An 18,318-nucleotide genomic window follows, 5' to 3' on the forward strand; every position below is an offset into this window, starting at 1 on the left:
GACGCGCTAAAGTGATATCACTTAGCTAGAAGGCTGATAGATACAGCCGCCACGAGAACGGGGATCCGACATGTCCGCACCCGACCCCTCGGCCACCGCCGAAGCCGCCGCCGAAGCCGCCGTCGACACCATCGACGCACCCGACATGCCCGCGCCGCGCGTGCAGGAGTTCCCCGCGCACAGCGTGGCCGGGGGACTCGCGCTCCTGCTGGGCCTGGCCGGGCTGCTGGCCGGCGCCGGGATGATCGCCGCGGCCACCGCGGTGACGGCCACCGGCCTCAAGGCAGCGCTGATCACCCTCGGCATCCTCGTCGCCCTCGCCGCGTTCCTCGCGATGTGCGGGCTGAACACGGTGTCGCCGGGCGAGGCCCGCGTGGTGCAGCTGTTCGGCCGCTACCGGGGCACGATCCGCGAGGACGGACTGCGCTGGGTGAACCCCTTCACCTCGCGCGAGAAGATCTCCACCCGGGTGCGCAACCACGAGACGGCCGTACTGAAGGTCAACGACGCCTACGGCAACCCGATCGAGCTCGCCGCGGTCGTGGTGTGGAACGTGCAGGACACCGCCCAGGCCAGCTTCGAGGTGGACGACTTCCTTGAGTTCGTCGCCACCCAGACCGAGGCGGCCGTCCGGCACATCGCCATCGAATACCCCTACGACTCGCACGACGAGGACGGCCTCTCCCTGCGGGGCAACGCCGAGGAGATCACCGAGAAGCTCGCCATAGAGCTGCACGCGCGCGTGGAGGCGGCCGGCGTCCGGATCATCGAGTCCCGGTTCACCCACCTCGCGTACGCTCCCGAGATCGCCTCGGCGATGCTCCAGCGGCAGCAGGCGGGCGCCGTGGTCGCGGCACGCCGGGAGATCGTGGACGGGGCCGTGGGGATGGTCGAGGCGGCGCTCCAGCGCATCGCCGAGCAGGGCATCGTGGAACTGGACGAGGAGCGGAAGGCGGCCATGGTGTCCAACCTGATGGTGGTGCTGTGCGGGGACCGGGCGCCCCAGCCGGTGCTGAACACCGGAACCCTCTACCAGTGACCTCGCCCGAAGAGGGCCAGGCCCCTCGGCGTCGGCCGCAGCAGCGCAAGCAGGTGCTGTTGCGGCTGGATCCGCTGGTGCACGACGCGTTGGCCCGCTGGGCCTCGGACGAACTGCGCTCGGCGAACGCGCAGATCGAGTTCCTGCTGCGCAAGGCCCTCAAGGACGCGGGGCGGCTGCCGGGAGAGGCGGGACCGCTCCCCCGACGCGGGCGCCCCCCGGGGGGCTCCACGCCCGGCCCCCCGTCGGCCTGATCGGCCGCGCCCTCGACCGGCCCCGGGAGGGGCAGCCCGGACCGGCCGGAACACCCTCGGTCCCGCCTGTAGCAGAACGGTGACAATCCACTCCCACCTGCGTACTCCCACCGCCTGCGGCCACCCGTGCACGCGCCGTATACACATCGGGTATACACCGCACGTACAGTCCTCCCCATGTCCATCGGTCACACCCTCCTGGGTCTCCTCGAGTCCGGGCCCCGCCACGGTTACGACCTCAAGCGGGCCTTCGACGAGAAGTTCGGTCACGACCGGCCGCTGCACTACGGCCAGGTCTACTCCACGATGTCGCGGCTGCTGAAGAACGGGCTCGTCGAGGTCGACGGCATCGAGGCCGGCGGCGGTCCCGAGCGCAAGCGGTACGCGATCACCGACGCCGGGATCACCGACGTCGTGCAGTGGCTCGCGACGCCGGAGAAGCCCGAGCCGTACCTCCAGTCGACGCTGTACACCAAGGTCGTCCTCGCGCTGCTGACCCACCGGGACGCGGCCGACATCCTCGACACCCAGCGGGCCGAGCACCTGCGCAGCATGCGCATCCTCACCGACCGCAAGCGGAGCGGCGACTTCGCCGACCAGCTGATCTGCGACCACGCTCTGTTCCACCTCGAGGCCGACCTGCGCTGGCTGGAGCTCGCCGCCGCGCGCCTCGACAAACTGAAGGCCGCGGTGATCGCGTGAACGCCCCCGGGGGATCCCTGCTCGCCGCCGAGAACCTGCACAAGGCCTACGGGCCGACGATGGCGCTGGCCGGCGCCGAGTTCTCCATCCACCCCGGCGAGGTCGTCGCGGTGATGGGCCCGTCCGGGTCCGGCAAGTCGACGCTGTTGCACTGCCTCGCCGGGATCGTGACGCCCGACTCGGGTTCGATTCTGTACGACGGCCGTGAACTCGCCACGATGAGCGACGCCCAGCGCAGTCAGCTTCGGCGCTCCGAGTTCGGGTTCGTGTTCCAGTTCGGCCAGCTCGTGCCGGAACTGACCTGCGTGGAGAACGTGGCGCTGCCGCTGCGGCTGAACGGCACCCCGCGCAAGCAGGCCGAGCGCACCGCCCTGGCGTGGATGGAACGGCTGGAGGTCGACGACCTCGGCAGGAAGCGGCCCGGCGAGGTGTCGGGCGGTCAGGGGCAGCGGGTGGCCGTGGCGCGCTCCCTCGTCACCGGCCCGCGCGTGGTGTTCGCCGACGAACCGACCGGCGCGCTGGACTCGCTCAACGGCGAGCGCGTGATGGAACTGCTCACCGAGGCCGCCCGGTCGGCCAGCACGGCCGTCGTCCTCGTCACGCACGAGGCGCGGGTGGCCGCCTACTCCGACCGCGAGATAGTCGTACGGGACGGCAGGTCGCGGGACATGGAGCGGGTCATATGAGCCTGCGTCAGTGGTCCAGGGACCTGGGCCTGGGTGTCCGGTTCGCCTTCAGCGGCGGGCGGGAGGGGTGGATCCGGGCCGTCCTGACGGCCGTGGGCGTCGGGCTCGGCGTGGCCGTCCTGCTGCTGACGACGGCGGCGCCGAACGCGCTCCAGGTACGGCACGACCGTGAACAGTCCCGACTGGACTGGCCGTTCGGGGATCCCCCGGCGAAGGGTGACGACACCCTGCTGGTCGCGCAGGCCGACACCACGTTCCGCGACAAGGACGTACGGGGCCGGATGGTGGAGCCGGAAGGGGCCCGCGCGCCGCTGCCGCCCGGCGTGAGCCGGTTCCCGGCCGAGGGCGACATGGTGGTCTCGCCCGCGCTGAAGAAGCTGCTCGCCGGGGACGGCTCGGCGCTGCTGAGGGAACGGCTGCCGTACCGCGTCGTCGGGACCATCGGGGAGAGCGGGCTGATCGGCTCCCAGGAACTCGCCTACTACTCGGGCGCCACCGGCCTGGACCCGGGCGTGGACGGCCCGGGGGCGGTGACCCGCCTGAAGGAGTTCGGGAACCCGAACCCGTCGAAGGAGGCGACCGACCCGGTGCTGCTCCTGCTGATCCTCGTGGTCATCGTGGTGCTGCTGATGCCGGTCGCCGTGTTCATCGCCGCGGCCGTGCGGTTCGGCGGCGAGCGGCGCGACCGCAGGCTCGCGGCCCTCAGGCTGATCGGCTCCGACGGACGGATGACCCGGCGCATCGCGGCGGGCGAGGCGATGGCAGGCGCTCTCCTCGGCCTGGTGCTCGGCACCGTGTTCTTCCTGGTGGGCCGCCAGGTCGCGGGTTCGGTCGAGGTGGTGGGCGTCAGTGTATGGCCCAGCTATCTCGACCCCTCCCCCGCGCTGGCCGCGCTGGTCGTCCTGGCGGTGCCGACTGCCGCCGTGCTGGTGACGCTCTTCGCGTTGCGCGGTGTGGTGATCGAACCGCTCGGCGTGGTGCGCACGGCCAGGCCCGCCCGCAGGCGGCTGTGGTGGCGGCTGCTGCTGCCCGTGGGCGGCCTCGCGATGCTCTACCCGATGATCGGGCAGGGCCGCGCCGACGGCGACTTCAACCAGTACCTGGTGACCGGCGGAGTCGTCCTGATCCTCGTCGGCGTCACCGCGTTGCTCCCGTGGCTGGTGGAGACGGTCGTCAGCCGGCTCGGCTCCGGTGGCGTGGCCTGGCAACTGGCCGTACGGCGCCTACAGTTGAGCAGCGGTACGGCGGCCCGGATGGTCAACGGAATCGCGGTGGCGGTGGCCGGGGCGATCGCGCTCCAGATGCTGTTCGCGGGCGTGGACAGCGAGTACACCAAGGCCACCGGCCAGGACGTCAGCCGGGCGCAGATGCAGGTGGGGGTACCGGACGGCGCTCCGCTCGCCCCGACCGCCCAGAAGTTCGCCGGCACCAAGGCCGTCCGCAAGGTCACCGCCCTGTGGGAGGGCTACCTCGGCAACGGCTCCTGGAAGACCGCGGACGGCCCGGACCTGCTCAGCGAGCTGGCCGTGGGCGACTGCTCCGCCCTGCGCGAGCTGGCCGAGCTGCCCAGCTGCAAGGACGGCGACACGTTCGTCCTCGAGGGCGGCGAGAACCCCTCCGACGGTCCCAAGCTGAACACGGCCGGCAACAAGCTGTACTTCGAGCAGTCCTCCGAGGATGCCAGTGCGGAAGCCGTCTGGACCGTCCCCGCGGGCGTGAAGAAGGCGCGGCCCGTGAAGGGACTGACCGACTGGGAACGCGGCGGCTTCCTGATGACGCCGAGCGTGCTGCCGGAGGCGGCCGAGAAGCGGGTCAGCGGTCAGGTCTACCTGTCGATCGACGAGTCCGTGCCCGACGCCTACGAGTACGCCCGCAACACGGCGTACCGGGTGGACCCGCTGTCCCAGCCGATGAACTGGTCGTCCACCCGGCAGGACACGAAGTACACGTCCATCCGCACCGGGCTGCTGGTCGGTGCGGCCGCCGTGCTGGCGCTGATCGGGGCGAGCCTGCTGGTCTCCCAGCTGGAGCAGTTGCGCGAGCGCCGCAAGCTGCTGTCGTCCCTGGTCGCCTTCGGCACCCGGCGCCGCACGCTCGGGATGTCGGTGCTGTGGCAGACGGCGATCCCGATCGCGCTGGGGCTGCTGCTGGCCTCGGCGGTGGGGATCACGCTGGGCGCGGTGCTGCTGCGGATGACGGACACACCGGTGGGCGTGGACTGGGCGAGCGTGCTGGCGATGACCGGCTTCGGCGCGGCGGTCGTCGCGGCGGTGACGCTGCTGAGTCTGCCGCCGCTGCTCAGACTGCTCCGGCCGGACGGCCTGCGCACCGAGTGACGGCGCGCTGAGCCCGGCCACGGGCCCACGGTCCCTCCCCGCTCGGGGAGGGACCGTCGCGCCTTCACAGCTGGTACTCCCGCACCACCCTTCGGACCTGCGCGAACAGCATGCCGACGTTGACGGACTTGCGGCAGACGACCACCGCGACGACGTCCTGCTGCTCGGTCATCCTCACGAACAGGTGAGTGAGGTTCTCACTGTTGACGAGGATCTCCTGGAAGAAGTGGTTGTCGCTCTGGCTCCCGCGCCGTTCCTTGAAGACGTCCTCGATCATCACGACCGTACGGCCCTGGAACAGGTCGAGCGTCGCGCCCGCCAGCAGATCCAGGACCTCGGGCGGATGGTTGTCGACGGTCTCGTAGGAGAGCAGCATGCCGGTGGACATGTCGACGACGCCGGAGGCGACGCAGTCCGGGGCATCCGTACGCAGTGACTTGACCAGGCCCATCACCTGATCGGAGAAACCGGGGGTCATACGCTTCGTCGCCATCCCTTCAGACTCCTTCGGCGGTCTTCACGGTCGTCTCGACCCAGCCGGTACTGCCGGCGCCCGCCGTCCTGTCGGCCCAGTCGGCCCTGTCGTCCCTCTCGGCCCGCTCGGTTCTGCCGGTGAGGATCAGGTCGATGCGGCGCAGGGCGGGCTGGGTCGCCCAGTGCAGGCGCTCCACGTCCATGCCCTCGTCGCCGAGGACGACCATCAGCGCGGTGTCGCCGACCGCGTAGAACGCGGCGCAGCCGTGGCTGCCGTAGGCCACCGTGCGGTGCAGGGCTCCGCGGGCGGTCGCCTCGGCGGTGCGGCGGGCGAGTCCCAGGCCGGCCGCGGCGAGGGCGGCGAGGCCTTCCGGGTCGATGGAGTCGGCGGTGTCGGCGGCGATGAGCAGTCCGTCCGCCGCCGCCAGCGCCGTGTCGGTGATGCCCGTCACCTGCTCCCGCAGGCCGCGCATCTCCCGCGCGAGGGCTGTGTGATCCATGAGTGCAACTCCCCTGATTCTGATCGCATATGACCGTCTTGTTCCGTGGGGGCCTACGTGGGGTGCTACGTGGGGGTTCACGTCGGGATTCCTGCTGAACCTGTCTCCTGCGCGGGCTGTCATCTCGCCGTCGGATTCCGCAGGCGGAAGAACTCCTTCCAGCCGGTGCCGTTCCGTTCCGGGGTGAGGGTCTCGTTGATGCCGCTGGCTCCGGGACGGCGACGGGGCAGGGCCGTCGCGTCCGGCGCCGGCGGCTGCCTGGGCGGGGGCGGCGCCGGTTCGCGGGGGCGTACGCCGGACCCGTCGGGCGGCAGCCGGACGGGGATGGGATGCGGGGTGTCACCGCACTCCAGGAGCCCCTCGCCCAGCATCCGGGCCACCTCGACGGTGACCGTGTAGACCCCGCGCCCGGTACGGAAGGCGAGGTCGCGGGCGGTGCGCCGGCCGTCGGCGTGGGCGAGCAGCTCGCGTTGCAGCACACCGAGCCGGGCGGCCGAGTACGACAGGGAAGCCGGCACGGGCCGCTCCCGGTCCGGGCGCACGGGGTACGGCAGTTCGAGAAGCGCGCCGAGCTTGCGGGACGCCGTCTGGAGCAGCCGGGTGGGCGGTTCACCCACGGCGACCGGGGCGGGCGGCGGGCCGGCCACCGGACCGCGTTCGCAGTCGTCGACGCTGCCCGCGACGACCGCGAACGCGGCGTCCTGGAGAGCCATCGCGCAGACCACCCGGAGCTGGGCGGCCCCCGCGTAGCCGTGGGCGATCAGCCCGGCGGCCGGCCAGCGCGCGCCGCCCGACTCCCGCACCAGCCCGGCCCACTCCTCGCCGCCGATCCGCCCGGAGCGCAGCAGCAGTGCCTCGGGCGCGGGCGCGCCCGGCGACTCGACCGCGACGACCAGCCCGCCGTGCAGATGGAAGGTCCCGCCGGGCGAACCGAGGACGCGCACTTCCCCGGTGAAGCCGTCCCGGCCGCACGCGGCAAGGTCGCGTGCCAGCAGTTGGTAGCCCGACATCACTCCCCCAGGACCTCTCGCACATACGCCTGACGCGTAGCGCTGAGGAGGGAATGTGTATCAGTCCGGGCGCATATTCCCTGGAGGGATTCCCGACCTGCCCCCAGCTGACGGAAGTTGTTCCACCCGAGGGCTCAATTCGCTTGTTACAGAGCCCATTTGACCGGTTGGAGGACGGCGCCCGTCCTCACCGGACCTCGTCCTCCGACGCCGCGGAAGGGGCCGCGGAGGGCACCGGGGAGCCCTCCGGGGAAAGGGCCCCGGAGACCGTCGGCGCATCCGCCGGGGAGGCCACGGGCGCCGTCACGGGCGCCACGCCCACCGCCGTCGCGCCCCTCGGCCGGGGCGCGTTGCGCAGTGCCTGTTCACGGGAGTAGGCGTGCAGATAGCCCACGACCGTGTTCGTCACGGCCACCAGGGGCACCGCCACGACCGCGCCGCCGATTCCCGCCACCATGCCGCCTGCGGCGACCGTCAGGACCACCGCCAGCGGGTGGACCCGTACCGCGCGGCCCAGGATGAACGGCTGGAGGATGTGGCCCTCGATCTGTTGGACGGCGAGGACGACCGCCAGCGTCATCACCGCCGTGAACACGCCCTGCGTGACCAGCGCGACCACGACCGCCAGCGCGCCGGAGGCGACCGCGCCGACGAGCGGGATGAAGGAGAACAGGAAGATGAACACGGCCAGCGGGACGGCCATCGGCACGTCGAGGAAGTAGATGCCGAGGCCGATGAAGATGGCGTCGATCAACGCGACGATCACCGTGCCGCGCACATACGCGGTGAGCGTCGCCCAGGCCCGCGGGCCCGCGCCGGCCACGCCGGGCCGGGCGGCGGCCGGGACCAGCTTGAGCGTCCACTGCCAGATCCGTCGGCCGTCGTAGAGCAGGAAGATGGTCGAGAAGAACGCCAGGAGGATGCCGGTCAGCCCCTCGACGACGACGGTGACGCCCTCCAGGCCCGCCGAGGTGATCGAGTCGGTGTTGTCGCCGATGGCGTCGCGCAGGTTCTTGGCGATGCCGTTGATCTGTTTGTCGGTGACGTGGAAGGGGCTGTTCAGCAGCCAGCGGCGCAGGTCGTCGATGCCGTCCTGGACCTGGTCGGAGAGGTTGTCGATGTTCGCCATGACCTGCCACGTCACGAACCAGCCCATCAGGCCGATCACGACGAACCCGAGGATCGCCGTCAGCGCGGTGGCGGCGCCGCCGGGAACCCCGGCCCGCTTCAGCCGCGCCACGGTGGGCTCCAGGAGCGCGGTGAGGAGCAGCGCGACCACGAAGGCCATGACGACCAGTTGGACCGCGGTGATGACCTTCATCAGGACCCAGACGGTCCCCGCGAGCACCAGCAGTCGCCAGCCCGCCTCGGCGGCGACCCTGACCCCCCACGGCACGGCCTGCGCGGGATCGGGACGCGGGACGAAGGGCGGGTGCTCCTCCGGGTGGGCCTCGGAGGGCGGCGCGGTGACGTCGGGAGGCGTCGGTTCCGGCGCGTCGGCGCCCTCCCGCCCCTCCCGCTCGACCTCGGCGCGCCGTTCGTCGAGCCGCTCACCCATCTCGCTCAGACCGGCACCGAGCCGGCCGAGCCACCCTGGCACTCGCGACATGATCGGTCCTCTTCCCCCGTCTTCCCCCACCACTCCCCCTGGAGTCGTCCCGGCCGTACCGACCGTACAGGGCGAAAGCCCCTCCCCCTAGGACGGGGAGGGGCTGTGCGGGGTTGAGCGGCAGTGACGGCGGGGGCTCAGTACGAGCCGTTGGCCAGCCAGTAGTCCCAGGCGTCGCAGGGGCTGCCGTAGCGGACGTTCATGTAGTTCAGGCCCCACTTGATCTGGGTGGCCGGGTTGGTCCGCCAGTCGGCGCCGGCGGACGACATCTTCGACCCGGGATAGGCCTGGACGAGACCGTAGGCGCCCGAGGAGGGGTTGACCGCCCGGTAGTTCCAGGTGGACTCGTGGTCCACGATGTTGCTGAAGCACTGGAACTGGCCGCTGGGCACCATCTGACGGGCGATCGCCTGCACCTCGGACACGCTGTACGACGCCTGCTGCGGGAAGTCACCGGCCGAGGAGGTCGAGGCGATCTCGGTTGCCGCCTTGGTCTGCGCGGCCGCCTTGTCCTTGGCTTCCTTGGCTTCCTTGGCGGCCTTCTCCTTGGCCACGGCGGCCTTCTGCTTGGCCACCGCGTCCTTCGCCGCCTGCTTGCGGGCGGATTCCTCCGCCGCCTTCCTGGCGGTGGTGTCCGCCGAGATGGCCTGGACGTCGGCCTGCTGGGTCAGCGAGGCCGTCTGTACCCGGGCCTGCTGTCCTACCGGTAAGTCGGCGAGGAGGGTCGATTCGCCCGCCGACGCCTCGGCGTCGTCGTTGGGCTGGGCCACGCTGCCCTGGGCGACTCCCATGACAGCGCCCACAGTGGTGACCGCGGTGGCCGAGGCCACGGCGAATCCCCGGGCCGATATCCGGCTCACGCGGTTTCCTTCTGTTGTGCCGTCGGATGAAGGGTTGAACGACCAGGGCCGCACGGTCTCAGTACCAGTGGTTGGCCTGCCAGAACGACCACGCCTCACAGGGGCTGCCGTACCGGCTGTCCATGTAGTTGAGGCCCCACTTGATCTGGGTGGCCGGGTTGGTCTGCCAGTCGGAGCCGGCCGACGCGTACTTGCCGGCGGGCAGGGCCTGGAAGAGTCCGTAGGCGCCGGACGAGGCGTTCACGGCGTGGTAGTTCCAGCTGGACTCGTGGTCCACGATGTTGCTGAAGCACTGGAACTGACCGCTGGGCACCATCTGCGCCGCCATCGCCTGGATCTGCGCGATGGAGTAGGAGCCCTGGATCGGGAAGTCGCCCGCGCTGCGGCTGGCCTTGGTCTTGGCCTCCGCGCGCTCCTTGGCGGCCTTCTCGGCGGCCTTCTTCTTCGCGACGGCCGACTTGGCGGCGGCCATGCGGGCCGCTTCCTCGGCGTCCTTCTTCGCGCCCTCGTCCGCGGCAATGGCCTGTACGTTGGCCTGCTGCGTCAGGGACGCCGTCTGCACCTGGGCCTGCTGGCCGGCAGGTATGTCAGCGAGGAGCGTCGCGTCGCTTGCCGTCGCTTCTGCGTCGTTGGCCTGCGCGACACTTCCCGAGGCAACGCCGACGACGCTTCCGACAGCGGTGACCGCCGTGGCCGAAGCCACTGCGAATCCCCGGACCGAGATCCGGCTCACACGGTTTTCCTTCCAGCATCGCCCGCTTCGGTGACCCTGGCGGACGCAATCGTGCCCTTGACGCTGGTCTCCGAACTGCGGGGTCACAGGAGACACGGGCCCGGTGGGCAACTCCCGGGAGGGGAGCGCCGCGTGGTGCACGGGCGGCATACGACGGTCGGTATGGAGTTGACGGTGATGCTCAAGCGGTGCCGGACTGCTGGGGGCACAGATGTGTCGCATGCGGGGCCTGACAGGACTGAGACTTTGCCGTAACCAGACTGTGCAAGGCAATTCCGAGTTGCGTGTGAAAGCTCACACCTCTGGGGACCCTGGGGATTTCGCGAAACCCCCACACACGTCGGCGCCGCCCGACTAGGCTCACAGCCTTTGTCGGACGGCGCCAATCACCGCACGTGTCCCATCAATTGGGGCGGGTCATTCAGATCTGTCCATCCTCCAGCATTTCGGTCACAAGCGCCGCGATCTGGGACCTCTCGGACCGGTTCAGCGTGACGTGTGCGAAGAGCGGATGCCCCTTCAGTTTCTCGACGACGGCGACCACACCGTCGTACCGGCCCACTCGCAGATTGTCCCTTTGCGCGACATCGTGGGTCAGAACCACCCGGGAATTCGCGCCGATCCGGGACAGAACGGTGAGAAGCACATTCCGTTCCAGGGATTGCGCCTCGTCGACGATCACGAAGGCGTCGTGGAGGGAGCGGCCCCGGATGTGCGTCAGGGGCAGGACCTCCAGCATCCCGCGCGCGGTGACCTCTTCGATGACCTCGCGGCTGGTGACCGCGGACAGCGTGTCGAAGACGGCCTGCGCCCAGGGGCCCATCTTGTCGGCCTCGGAACCGGGCAGATAGCCCAGTTCCTGCCCGCCCACCGCGTACAGCGGCCGGAAGACCATCACCTTCTGGTGCTGGCGGCGCTCCAGGACCGCCTCCAGACCCGCGCAGAGCGCGAGCGCGGACTTGCCGGTGCCGGCCCGGCCGCCCATCGACAGGATCCCGACGTCCGGGTCGAGCAGCAGGTCGAGCGCGATGCGCTGCTCGGCGCTGCGTCCCTTGATGCCGAACGCCTCGCGGTCGCCGCGCACCAGACGGACGTTCCCGTCGGCCGTGACCCGGCCCAGGGCCTTGCCCCGCTCCGACTGGATGGTCAGACCGGTGTGCACGGGAAGGTCGGCGGCCTCGGGCACATGGATGTGCCCCTCCTCGAAGAGGATGTCCACCTGCTCACCGGACAGGGTCAGTTCGGACATTCCGGTCCACCCGGAGGAGCCCGTGATGGCGAGTTCGGCGCGGTACTCCTCGGCGAGGAGTCCGACCGACGACGCCTTGATCCTGAGCGGGAGGTCCTTCGACACGACCGTGACGTCGAAGCCCTCGGCCTGGAGATTGCGGGCGACCGCGAGGATGCGGGAGTCGTTGTCGCCCAGGCGGTAGCCGGAAGGCAGCACGCTGGGGTCCGAGTGGTTGAGCTCGACACGGACGGTGCCGCCGAGTTCCCCGATCGGGATGGGGGCGTCGAGGCGACCGAACTTCACCCGGTAGTCGTCCAGCAGACGCAGGGCCTGCCGGGCGAAGTAGCCGAGTTCCGGATGGTGCCGCTTGGCCTCCAGTTCCGTGACCACGACGATGGGGAGCACGACCTCGTGCTCGTCGAAGCGGGTCAGGGCGTTCGGGTCGGCCAGCAGAACGCTGGTGTCGAGAACATAGGTGCGCCGGTCTGGCATACGGCGCTTTGTGCTGGTCACCACGGAAGGACGTACCCCCTCGGATGAGGTCGGGGAGCGACGGAGTGGAGCTGGACCGGTACGCGGCCGCTTCGCACGGGCCGAGAACCGGCCCCCCGCTGCTTCTTCCGTGCCGTGACCGCACGGTCGGGCTGGTGCAAAGGGCCTCCCGGGCGGACGGCCCCGTGCCGTCCGCTGAGATCCGACACCCGTGGTTCGGGCGTCGACCTGCTTGGCTTATGCCCTCGAACATGCGCCGCCATGCCACGGCATATGACGGCGCGCCGGTGAACTCCGTGTTACTTCCACCCGTGACGGGGGTATACGAGGCGCCCTCGAAGGGCGCCCGCCGGTCTGCGCTCAGCCGCCGTAGCGGCGGTGACGGGCGGCGTAGTCGCGCAGCGCGCGCAGGAAGTCCACCTTGCGGAAGGCCGGCCAGAAGACCTCGCAGAAGTAGTACTCCGCATGGGCCGTCTGCCACAGCATGAATCCGGACAACCGCTGCTCACCGCTGGTCCGGATGACCAGATCGGGGTCGGGCTGGGCGCCGGTGTACAGGTGGCGGCCGATCAGGTCGACGCTGACGGAGTCCGCGAGGGCCTCCATCGAGGTGCCCCTGTCGGCCGCGTCCACGATCATCGAGCGCACGGCGTCGGCGATCTCCTGGCGGCCGCCGTAGCCGATGGCGACGTTGACCAGTATCCCGTCGACGTGCGCGGTGGACTCCTCGGCGACCTTCAGCGCGGTCTGCACATGGGAGGGGAGGATGTCGGGGGTGCCCACGTGGTGGACGCGCCAGCGGCCGTCGGCGGCCAGGGTGCGGACGACGTCCTCGATGATGCCGAGGAGGGGGACGAGTTCGTCGTCGGGCCGGTCGAGGTTGTCCGTCGACAGCAGCCAGAGGGTGACGACCTCGACGTCCGTCTCGGTGCACCAGCCGAGGAACTCCTCGATCTTCTCCGCACCGGCGCGGTGGCCGTGCTCGGTGGTGGAACCCGCGGCCTTCGCCCAGCGTCGGTTGCCGTCCATGATGACGCCGATGTGCTTGGGCACCTGAGCGTGGTCCAGGTGACCTTCCACCCGGCGTGCGTACAGCCTGACCAGAAGGCCGCGCAGCTTGTCGCGCAGGTTCACGTGATTGTCAGCCCCTCCGTACGGTGCGGTCCCCGCGGGGCGCAGCCTACCCCTGTGAGGCTCTCGCCGGTGACGCGGGTGGGAGGCGCGACCTCCGCGCCGGGGGCTCCGGACAAAAAAACGGGCCGGTCCGTGGGGGGGAGACGGACCGGCCCGAGGGGGGGTTTCCACCATAACCCTTCGTAAGTGATGCTGCGCGCATCGGCACGCCACAACTACTCTCCGAAGTCGCCCGACAACACGACGGTGGCCGTCTGAGGCGTTGTTCCTGAGTGGTTCATGGCCGGAACACGGCGGATTCTCAGGAGAATGGGCACGTTTGCCGGGCAAAGTAGAGGTTGCGGGGCGGTTTGAGCCTCCCTGGGCCGCTCGTCCCCTCGTCCCTCTGACGGGCTACCCGGCCACGAACGTCCCCTTGACGCGGTCGGCGCCGCTCGCCCCTCTCGGCGCCGGGCCTGCGGGAGCGGATGCAGGAGTGCGGCGAGGCCGGGGGCGGTTCCCGGCCAATCCTCGGCTAGGCGCGGCGGGCCTCGAAGAGGTGGCGGGTGCTGTGCGCGACGAACGGGCCCTCGGCCTCGATCTGTTCGTGCAGTGCGCGCAGTCGGGGCCGATAGGTCTCCACCGTGAAGCCGGGGACCATCCACACCACCTTGCGCAGGAAGTGGACCACCGCGGCGATGTCGTGGAACTCGACGCGGAGCCGTTCGGTCCGCAGATCGACGACCTCGAGCCCCGCCGCCTCCGCCCCGGCCCGCTCGCGCTCGGGATGCCGGGCACTGCTCACCGTCTCCGGCTGCGGCCCCAGGAAGTACTCGACCAGCTCGAAGACGCTGCGCGGGCCCACATGCTGGGCGAAATAGGTCCCGCCGGGCCGGAGCACACGGGCGATCTCGCCCCACAGGGGCCGTACCGGATGCCTGCTGGCGACCAGGTCGAAGGCGGCGTCCGCGAAGGGCAGCGGGGCGTCCTCCGGGGACGCGACGACCGCGATACCACGCGGGCGCAGCAGGGCGGTGGCCTTGGCGACGTTCGCGGGCCAGCCCTCCGTGGCGACGGTGAGCACGGGGGCCCGGGGGGCCACCCGGCCGAGCGCGAAGTCCAGGACCTCACCGCCCCCGGTCTGCACGTCGAGCGCGGTGCTCGCGTCCGCCAGCCGCCCGGCCAGCGACATCGCGTACCCCCACGAGGGCCGCGCCTCGGTGGCCCGCCCCTCGAACCAGGAGAAGTCCCACCCTTCGGTGGGGACGGCCGCCCCTTCGGCGAGAAGGTCTTCGAAGGCGGGGCGTGTGTCGTGGTCGTCGTCCTTCATCGGATACCTCCGAGGAAACCCCGGCCTTCGGGCCGGGGAGGAATCGGACTCCTGCGGAGCAGGGCAGGGAGCTGGGGTTCGCCGCCAGGGCGGCCTTTGCCGGAGGGGGCGCAGCCGTCCACGGTGACCGTGTCCCAGGACGCGGCGGGGCGCTGGTTCGTGTCGCTGCTCTGCGACGACACGATCCCACCCGCCCCGGCCACCACGAACGCGGTCGGTGTCGACGCGGGGATCACGTCCCTGCTGACGCTCTCCACCGGAGAGAAGATCACCAACCCCCGGCATGAGCGCAAGGACCGCACCCGGCTGGCCAAAGCCCAGCGGGAGCTGTCCCGCAAGGCCAGGGGCGACGGGGCCAACCGCGCCAAGGCGCGCCGGAAGGTCGCCCGTATCCATGCCCGGATCGCCGACCGGCGCCGGGACATCCTGCACAAGCTGACCACCCGGCTCGTCCGTGAGAACCAAACGGTCGTGATCGAGGACCTCACCGTCCGCAACATGGTCAGGAACCACCGCCTCGCGCGCGCGATCTCCGACGCCTCGTGGAGAGAGCTGCGGACGATGCTGGAGTACAAGACCGCCTGGTACGGGCGGGAACTCGTGGTCGTCGACCGCTTCTTCCCCAGCTCGAAACTGTGCGGTGCCTGCGGCACGGTCCGGGCGAAGCTGCCGCTGAACGTCCGTACCTGGACGTGCGAGTGCGGTGCGGTCCACGACCGGGACGTGAACGCGGCGAACAACCTTCTGGCCGCCGGGCTGGCGGTGTCTGTCTGTGGAGCTGGTGTAAGACCTCAACGGGAGTCCTCCCGGACGGGGCGGTCGGTGATGAAGCAGAAACCCCCACGGCGCGAGCCGTAGGAATCCCCCTCGTTCACGAGGGGGAGGAAGTCAAGAGGGGATCGTCGCAGGCGGGGGGCGGCGGGGGGCGAGGCCAGGGGGGCGGACGCCGGTGTTTTTTATGCGGGGGCGCGGTCGTCGGCGGGCCTGGCGTCCGGACCCGCTCAGCCCGACGCTTCCGGATCCGCCGGCGGCCCCGTCTCGACCGTGACGCGCGCCCCCGCCTTCATCCCCCAGCCCGCCATGGCCCCCGCCTCCGCCTCCAGGACGTGTCGGGCCCGCAGACGCGGTCGGCCCAGGAGGCCGGGGCGCATGGTGCGGACGGCCAGGACGGTGAGGTCGCGGGTCAGGTAGGCGACGTCGATGGGGATGCGCATGCGGAAGGTGTGGATACCGGACGCGGGGGACAGCAGCAGCGCGCCGTCGACGGAGTCCCGGCCCAGGAGCCCCTTGGTGCGGGCCCGGTAGGAGGTGGCGACCTCCAGCGGGACGGTCACGACCGCCCCGCCTTCCCCGTCCCCGGCCCTGTGCACCGTCATCCGGCCCCGCCCGTCACGCCAGCGCCTCATGTCCCACCCTTCGCGTCGTCCACGGCCTACCCTTCCCACCGTCCGGTGACTCCGCCCGCACGCCGAGCCGACGAGGTGCGTGATGCGTGATGCGCGCCGGTCTCGCCGCGTCCTTCCTCCGCCAGGGCCGCGTCCACGAGATCCACCTGTGCGTCCACCCCGTCCTCATCGGCCGCGGCACACCCCTGTTCCCCCGCACCGACGCCATGGCCGCCCTCGGCCTCGTGCGGTCCCGGACCTTCGCCAACGGGCTCGTACTGCTCCACTACCGGCGGGCGCGCGGCGAAGAAATGACGGCGGACACGGAAGCCGGGGGCCGGCAGGCGAGGGTCAGCCGGTCGTGCGCGGGAACGTGACCTCCACCCGGCGGTTCTTCTTACGGCCGGCCTCGGTCGAGTTGTCGGAGATGGGGTACTGCTCGCCGTAACCGCGGACCTCGAAGGTGATGTCCGGGTCGTTCAGATCGCCCGCCAGTTCCGCCTGCACGGCGTCCGCCCGCTGCTTCGACAGGACGTCGCCGTGTGCGGACGAGCCCAGGTTGTCCGTGAAGCCGAACACCCGCACCACGGTGGTGTTGTTCTGCTTCTTGATCTCCGCGGCGATCGTGGCGATACGGGACTTCGCCTCCGCACCCAGCTTCGCGCTGTCCTTGCCGAAGAGGACCTCGGCCTGGAGCGCGAAGGTCACGTCCGCGTTGGTGTCCTCCCGGCGCTCGTCACCGGACTCGTCCTCGACGACCTGCTTGATGTCCAGCACCTTGGGCTTCGCGAGAGTGCCGCCCTCGGGGAGTTTGAGGTCGGGGTCGTTGGGGTCGACCTCGACGGGCGCGGTGGCGGTGGGTTCGGTGCCGGGCGGGACGCTGGGGGTCGTGTCGGCTTCGGCGGCCGGGGCCATCCCGATGATCACGAGGGTGGCCACGGCCACCGCGAGAGCGAGACGCGGGGTCATGGTCGGCCTCACCCGGAGATCTGGATGACCCCGCTGGGGAACAGCGGGAGTTGGAAGGAGACGTCCGCCGAGCCCGCGGGGGGCGCGGGGAACTGGAGGAAGACGTCGATGGATTCGCCGGCCTTGAGGGTCGAGAAACCGGTCGTCGTGAGGGGCCGGCCTTCGGTGTCGCGGAGGACGTAATAGCGCTTCTTGCTCTTGGAATCGACGAGGGTGGCGCCGCCGAGGGACAGTCCGTTGTTGATGATCTCGGTCTCGTTGCCGCTCAAAGCGGAGGGGATCACTGCCTCCGCGCCGCTGTCGTTCTTCAGGGCACCGTTGACTGTGACGAAACCGCCCGAATCGCGCACGGCGGAAGTGATCTGGAGCAGCAGACCGCTCGGGCCCTTCAGCTCGGCGATCGGTTCCGCCGAGTCCCCTTCCTGCGGGTTGGGCTTTGATCCACCGGTTTTGGAGGCGGACGGCGAACCCTGCGGTTTCTTGTCGTCGTCTCCTCCGCCCCCACCGCAGGCGGTGGCGCCGAGAGCCAGCCCGGCCACGACGGCCAGCGCGACCATCCCCCTGCGGGCTTTCGCCGTGAACCGCATGCTCATCACTCCGCTTCTTTCTGCACTCGTCGATCGCACATCAGTCGGTGGCCAGGTGGACGTCGAAGAGATCCTCGGGGCCGGGGAGCTCGGTGAGGTCTCTCGGATCCAGCTTCCAGTCCACGCCACCCTCGCAGTTGAGCGTCGGCAGCACGTCGTTCCCGGCATCTTCGTCCGGCGGTTCACCCGATGGCCGGCCAGACGGCTCGACCGGTGGCTCGGTCGACGGCTCGGGTGACGGCTCGGGGGGCGGATCGAACGTGCACAGCGACTCGATCACCGCGGTAGCCGAGGCGTGCGCCTTCGTGGTGCTCGTCACCGGGATCACGGAGTCACCCGCAGACTTGTTCGCCCGGACGGTGACGCGGTACCCCAGGGGGCCGTCCGGCACGCAGTCGACGTCGCCCGCGTCGTTCAGCGCCGCCAACTGGCCCGCCCGCCAGCATGCGTTCTCGCCGCCCTCCCCCTCGAAGATGCCCAGCCACTTCGACGGGTCCAGCACATCGGCCACCCACAGGTCGGCGAGACCGTCCCTGGTCTCCTGGGCGGCCGCCAACGCCGCAGCGTCGGCGGCCGTCTGCGCGCCGTTGCGGTTCACCGCCGCCTGGCCGACCGCGAAGTACGCGAACGCGAGAAAGAGCAGGCCCGCCACCACCGTGATGTAGATGGGGAAGACCTGCCCTGCGTCGCCGTGCCCGCGCGGTCGGATCAGGGAGCCACCTTGGCGATCTGGGCCCTGAGTTTGTCCACGATCGTCTGGCCCAGGTTGGTGTTGGCGATGAGGACCACGATCGCCACCACCACCGCGATGATGCCCAGGTACTCGACGGCGGTCTGTCCCCGATCGCCCTCCGCGCGGCGGCGTACGGCCCGTGCTGTCGTGTTCGTCCAGCCGCTCACCCGGACCTTGGCCGCGACGGCGGTCTTCAGCAGCAGGTCGCTCATGGCGTTCCCCTCCGTTGGTGGCGTGACCGGCACCGTACGGCCGTTGGTCCGCCGCGGAGAAGG

At 70.6% G+C, this 18,318-nt stretch carries 20 protein-coding genes and 1 pseudogene; 7 read left to right on the plus strand and 14 right to left on the minus strand.

All coding sequences use genetic code 11. The features are described from left to right. Positions 1-70 precede the first annotated feature (70 nt). From OHS71_RS15390 to OHS71_RS15410, 5 genes are all read left to right on the plus strand, one after another. Positions 71-1,039 carry an SPFH domain-containing protein gene (locus OHS71_RS15390; protein ID WP_328479949.1) on the plus strand — a complete coding sequence of 323 codons (969 nt, stop codon included), beginning with the start codon at positions 71-73 and terminating at the stop codon, positions 1,037-1,039. Then, positions 1,036-1,293 carry a hypothetical protein gene (locus tag OHS71_RS15395; protein ID WP_328479950.1) on the plus strand — a complete coding sequence of 86 codons (258 nt, stop codon included), beginning with the start codon at positions 1,036-1,038 and terminating at the stop codon, positions 1,291-1,293. The genes OHS71_RS15390 and OHS71_RS15395 overlap by 4 nt, the downstream gene beginning before the upstream one ends. A gap of 177 nt (positions 1,294-1,470) precedes the next feature. Beyond that, positions 1,471-1,995 carry a PadR family transcriptional regulator gene (locus tag OHS71_RS15400; RefSeq protein ID WP_328479951.1) on the plus strand — a complete coding sequence of 175 codons (525 nt, stop codon included), beginning with the start codon at positions 1,471-1,473 and terminating at the stop codon, positions 1,993-1,995. 59 nt (positions 1,996-2,054) lie between these two features. Next, positions 2,055-2,681: an ABC transporter ATP-binding protein gene (locus OHS71_RS15405; RefSeq protein ID WP_398148223.1), complete on the plus strand. Its 627-nt coding sequence runs from the start codon at positions 2,055-2,057 to the stop codon at positions 2,679-2,681. After that, a complete protein-coding gene (locus OHS71_RS15410; RefSeq protein WP_328479953.1) occupies positions 2,678-5,017 on the plus strand; it encodes an ABC transporter permease in 2,340 nt (779 codons plus the stop codon). The genes OHS71_RS15405 and OHS71_RS15410 overlap by 4 nt, the downstream gene beginning before the upstream one ends. Positions 5,018-5,081: 64 nt before the next feature. On the opposite strand, the gene OHS71_RS15415 is transcribed toward OHS71_RS15410, so the two are convergent. The 9 genes from OHS71_RS15415 to OHS71_RS15455 form a co-directional block, all read right to left on the minus strand. Beyond that, entirely contained in the window at positions 5,082-5,510 is a 429-nt protein-coding gene (locus OHS71_RS15415) for a hypothetical protein (protein ID WP_328479954.1), read from the minus strand. Between the two features lie 4 nt (positions 5,511-5,514). Further along, positions 5,515-5,991, minus strand: coding sequence for a roadblock/LC7 domain-containing protein (locus OHS71_RS15420; RefSeq protein WP_328479955.1), 477 nt, complete (start codon positions 5,989-5,991; stop codon positions 5,515-5,517). Positions 5,992-6,110: 119 nt separating this feature from the next. Further along, entirely contained in the window at positions 6,111-7,001 is an 891-nt protein-coding gene (locus OHS71_RS15425) for a MarR family transcriptional regulator (RefSeq protein WP_328479956.1), read from the minus strand. A gap of 187 nt (positions 7,002-7,188) precedes the next feature. Then, positions 7,189-8,610 carry an AI-2E family transporter gene (locus OHS71_RS15430; protein ID WP_328479957.1) on the minus strand — a complete coding sequence of 474 codons (1,422 nt, stop codon included), beginning with the start codon at positions 8,608-8,610 and terminating at the stop codon, positions 7,189-7,191. Positions 8,611-8,747: 137 nt separating this feature from the next. Then, a complete protein-coding gene (locus OHS71_RS15435) occupies positions 8,748-9,470 on the minus strand; it encodes a transglycosylase SLT domain-containing protein (protein WP_328479958.1) in 723 nt (240 codons plus the stop codon). A 58-nt stretch (positions 9,471-9,528) separates the two neighbouring features. Then, positions 9,529-10,203 carry a transglycosylase SLT domain-containing protein gene (locus tag OHS71_RS15440; RefSeq protein WP_328479959.1) on the minus strand — a complete coding sequence of 225 codons (675 nt, stop codon included), beginning with the start codon at positions 10,201-10,203 and terminating at the stop codon, positions 9,529-9,531. 421 nt (positions 10,204-10,624) lie between these two features. Next, positions 10,625-11,950 carry a PhoH family protein gene (locus OHS71_RS15445; protein ID WP_328479960.1) on the minus strand — a complete coding sequence of 442 codons (1,326 nt, stop codon included), beginning with the start codon at positions 11,948-11,950 and terminating at the stop codon, positions 10,625-10,627. A 336-nt stretch (positions 11,951-12,286) separates the two neighbouring features. Further along, positions 12,287-13,060 carry an isoprenyl transferase gene (locus OHS71_RS15450; protein ID WP_328479961.1) on the minus strand — a complete coding sequence of 258 codons (774 nt, stop codon included), beginning with the start codon at positions 13,058-13,060 and terminating at the stop codon, positions 12,287-12,289. Positions 13,061-13,574: 514 nt separating this feature from the next. Further along, positions 13,575-14,369, minus strand: coding sequence for a class I SAM-dependent methyltransferase (locus tag OHS71_RS15455; RefSeq protein ID WP_328479962.1), 795 nt, complete (start codon positions 14,367-14,369; stop codon positions 13,575-13,577). Positions 14,370-14,456: 87 nt separating this feature from the next. Between OHS71_RS15455 and OHS71_RS15460 the strand changes: the two are divergent. Next, positions 14,457-15,227, plus strand: a pseudogene (locus OHS71_RS15460) (RNA-guided endonuclease TnpB family protein); the annotation flags it as partial. 143 nt (positions 15,228-15,370) lie between these two features. Here OHS71_RS15460 and OHS71_RS15465 read toward each other — a convergent pair. Continuing rightward, the gene (locus OHS71_RS15465) at positions 15,371-15,775 is read right to left on the minus strand and encodes a DUF192 domain-containing protein (protein WP_328479963.1); all 405 of its coding nucleotides are present in this window, start codon (positions 15,773-15,775) and stop codon (positions 15,371-15,373) included. 89 nt (positions 15,776-15,864) lie between these two features. On the opposite strand from OHS71_RS15465, the gene OHS71_RS15470 reads away from it, so the two are divergent. Then, positions 15,865-16,131 carry a dihydrofolate reductase family protein gene (locus OHS71_RS15470; protein ID WP_328484523.1) on the plus strand — a complete coding sequence of 89 codons (267 nt, stop codon included), beginning with the start codon at positions 15,865-15,867 and terminating at the stop codon, positions 16,129-16,131. Here OHS71_RS15470 and OHS71_RS15475 read toward each other — a convergent pair. The 4 genes from OHS71_RS15475 to OHS71_RS15490 are packed head-to-tail and all read right to left on the minus strand — an operon-like array spanning position 16,106 to position 18,255. Continuing rightward, positions 16,106-16,723: an OmpA family protein gene (locus OHS71_RS15475; RefSeq protein WP_328479964.1), complete on the minus strand. Its 618-nt coding sequence runs from the start codon at positions 16,721-16,723 to the stop codon at positions 16,106-16,108. The genes OHS71_RS15470 and OHS71_RS15475 overlap by 26 nt on opposite strands. Positions 16,724-16,731: 8 nt before the next feature. Then, positions 16,732-17,316 (minus strand): hypothetical protein, encoded by a 585-nt coding sequence (locus OHS71_RS15480; RefSeq protein WP_328479965.1) that lies wholly within the window; start codon positions 17,314-17,316, stop codon positions 16,732-16,734. Positions 17,317-17,350: 34 nt separating this feature from the next. Continuing rightward, positions 17,351-18,019 (minus strand): pilus assembly protein TadG-related protein, encoded by a 669-nt coding sequence (locus OHS71_RS15485; RefSeq protein ID WP_328484524.1) that lies wholly within the window; start codon positions 18,017-18,019, stop codon positions 17,351-17,353. Continuing rightward, a complete protein-coding gene (locus OHS71_RS15490) occupies positions 18,019-18,255 on the minus strand; it encodes a Flp family type IVb pilin (protein ID WP_328479966.1) in 237 nt (78 codons plus the stop codon). The genes OHS71_RS15485 and OHS71_RS15490 overlap by 1 nt, the downstream gene beginning before the upstream one ends. Positions 18,256-18,318 lie beyond the last annotated feature (63 nt).

The sequence above is a fragment of the Streptomyces sp. NBC_00377 genome, from assembly GCF_036075115.1.
Taxonomy (GTDB): Bacteria; Actinomycetota; Actinomycetes; order Streptomycetales; family Streptomycetaceae; genus Streptomyces.

What these genes read in the sequence shown, in the direction of transcription:
- OHS71_RS15390 (WP_328479949.1), top strand. Translation starts at nt 71, where the DNA reads ATGTCCGCACCCGACCCCTCGGCCACCGCCGAAGCCGCCGCCGAAGCC.
- OHS71_RS15400 (WP_328479951.1), top strand. Translation starts at nt 1,471, where the DNA reads ATGTCCATCGGTCACACCCTCCTGGGTCTCCTCGAGTCCGGGCCCCGC.
- OHS71_RS15405 (WP_398148223.1), top strand. Translation starts at nt 2,055, where the DNA reads ATGGCGCTGGCCGGCGCCGAGTTCTCCATCCACCCCGGCGAGGTCGTC.
- OHS71_RS15410 (WP_328479953.1), top strand. Translation starts at nt 2,678, where the DNA reads ATGAGCCTGCGTCAGTGGTCCAGGGACCTGGGCCTGGGTGTCCGGTTC.
- OHS71_RS15415 (WP_328479954.1), bottom strand. Translation starts at nt 5,510, where the DNA reads ATGGCGACGAAGCGTATGACCCCCGGTTTCTCCGATCAGGTGATGGGC.
- OHS71_RS15420 (WP_328479955.1), bottom strand. Translation starts at nt 5,991, where the DNA reads ATGGATCACACAGCCCTCGCGCGGGAGATGCGCGGCCTGCGGGAGCAG.
- OHS71_RS15425 (WP_328479956.1), bottom strand. Translation starts at nt 7,001, where the DNA reads ATGTCGGGCTACCAACTGCTGGCACGCGACCTTGCCGCGTGCGGCCGG.
- OHS71_RS15430 (WP_328479957.1), bottom strand. Translation starts at nt 8,610, where the DNA reads ATGTCGCGAGTGCCAGGGTGGCTCGGCCGGCTCGGTGCCGGTCTGAGC.
- OHS71_RS15455 (WP_328479962.1), bottom strand. Translation starts at nt 14,369, where the DNA reads ATGAAGGACGACGACCACGACACACGCCCCGCCTTCGAAGACCTTCTC.
- OHS71_RS15465 (WP_328479963.1), bottom strand. Translation starts at nt 15,775, where the DNA reads ATGAGGCGCTGGCGTGACGGGCGGGGCCGGATGACGGTGCACAGGGCC.
- OHS71_RS15470 (WP_328484523.1), top strand. Translation starts at nt 15,865, where the DNA reads ATGCGCGCCGGTCTCGCCGCGTCCTTCCTCCGCCAGGGCCGCGTCCAC.
- OHS71_RS15475 (WP_328479964.1), bottom strand. Translation starts at nt 16,723, where the DNA reads ATGACCCCGCGTCTCGCTCTCGCGGTGGCCGTGGCCACCCTCGTGATC.
- OHS71_RS15480 (WP_328479965.1), bottom strand. Translation starts at nt 17,316, where the DNA reads ATGAGCATGCGGTTCACGGCGAAAGCCCGCAGGGGGATGGTCGCGCTG.
- OHS71_RS15490 (WP_328479966.1), bottom strand. Translation starts at nt 18,255, where the DNA reads ATGAGCGACCTGCTGCTGAAGACCGCCGTCGCGGCCAAGGTCCGGGTG.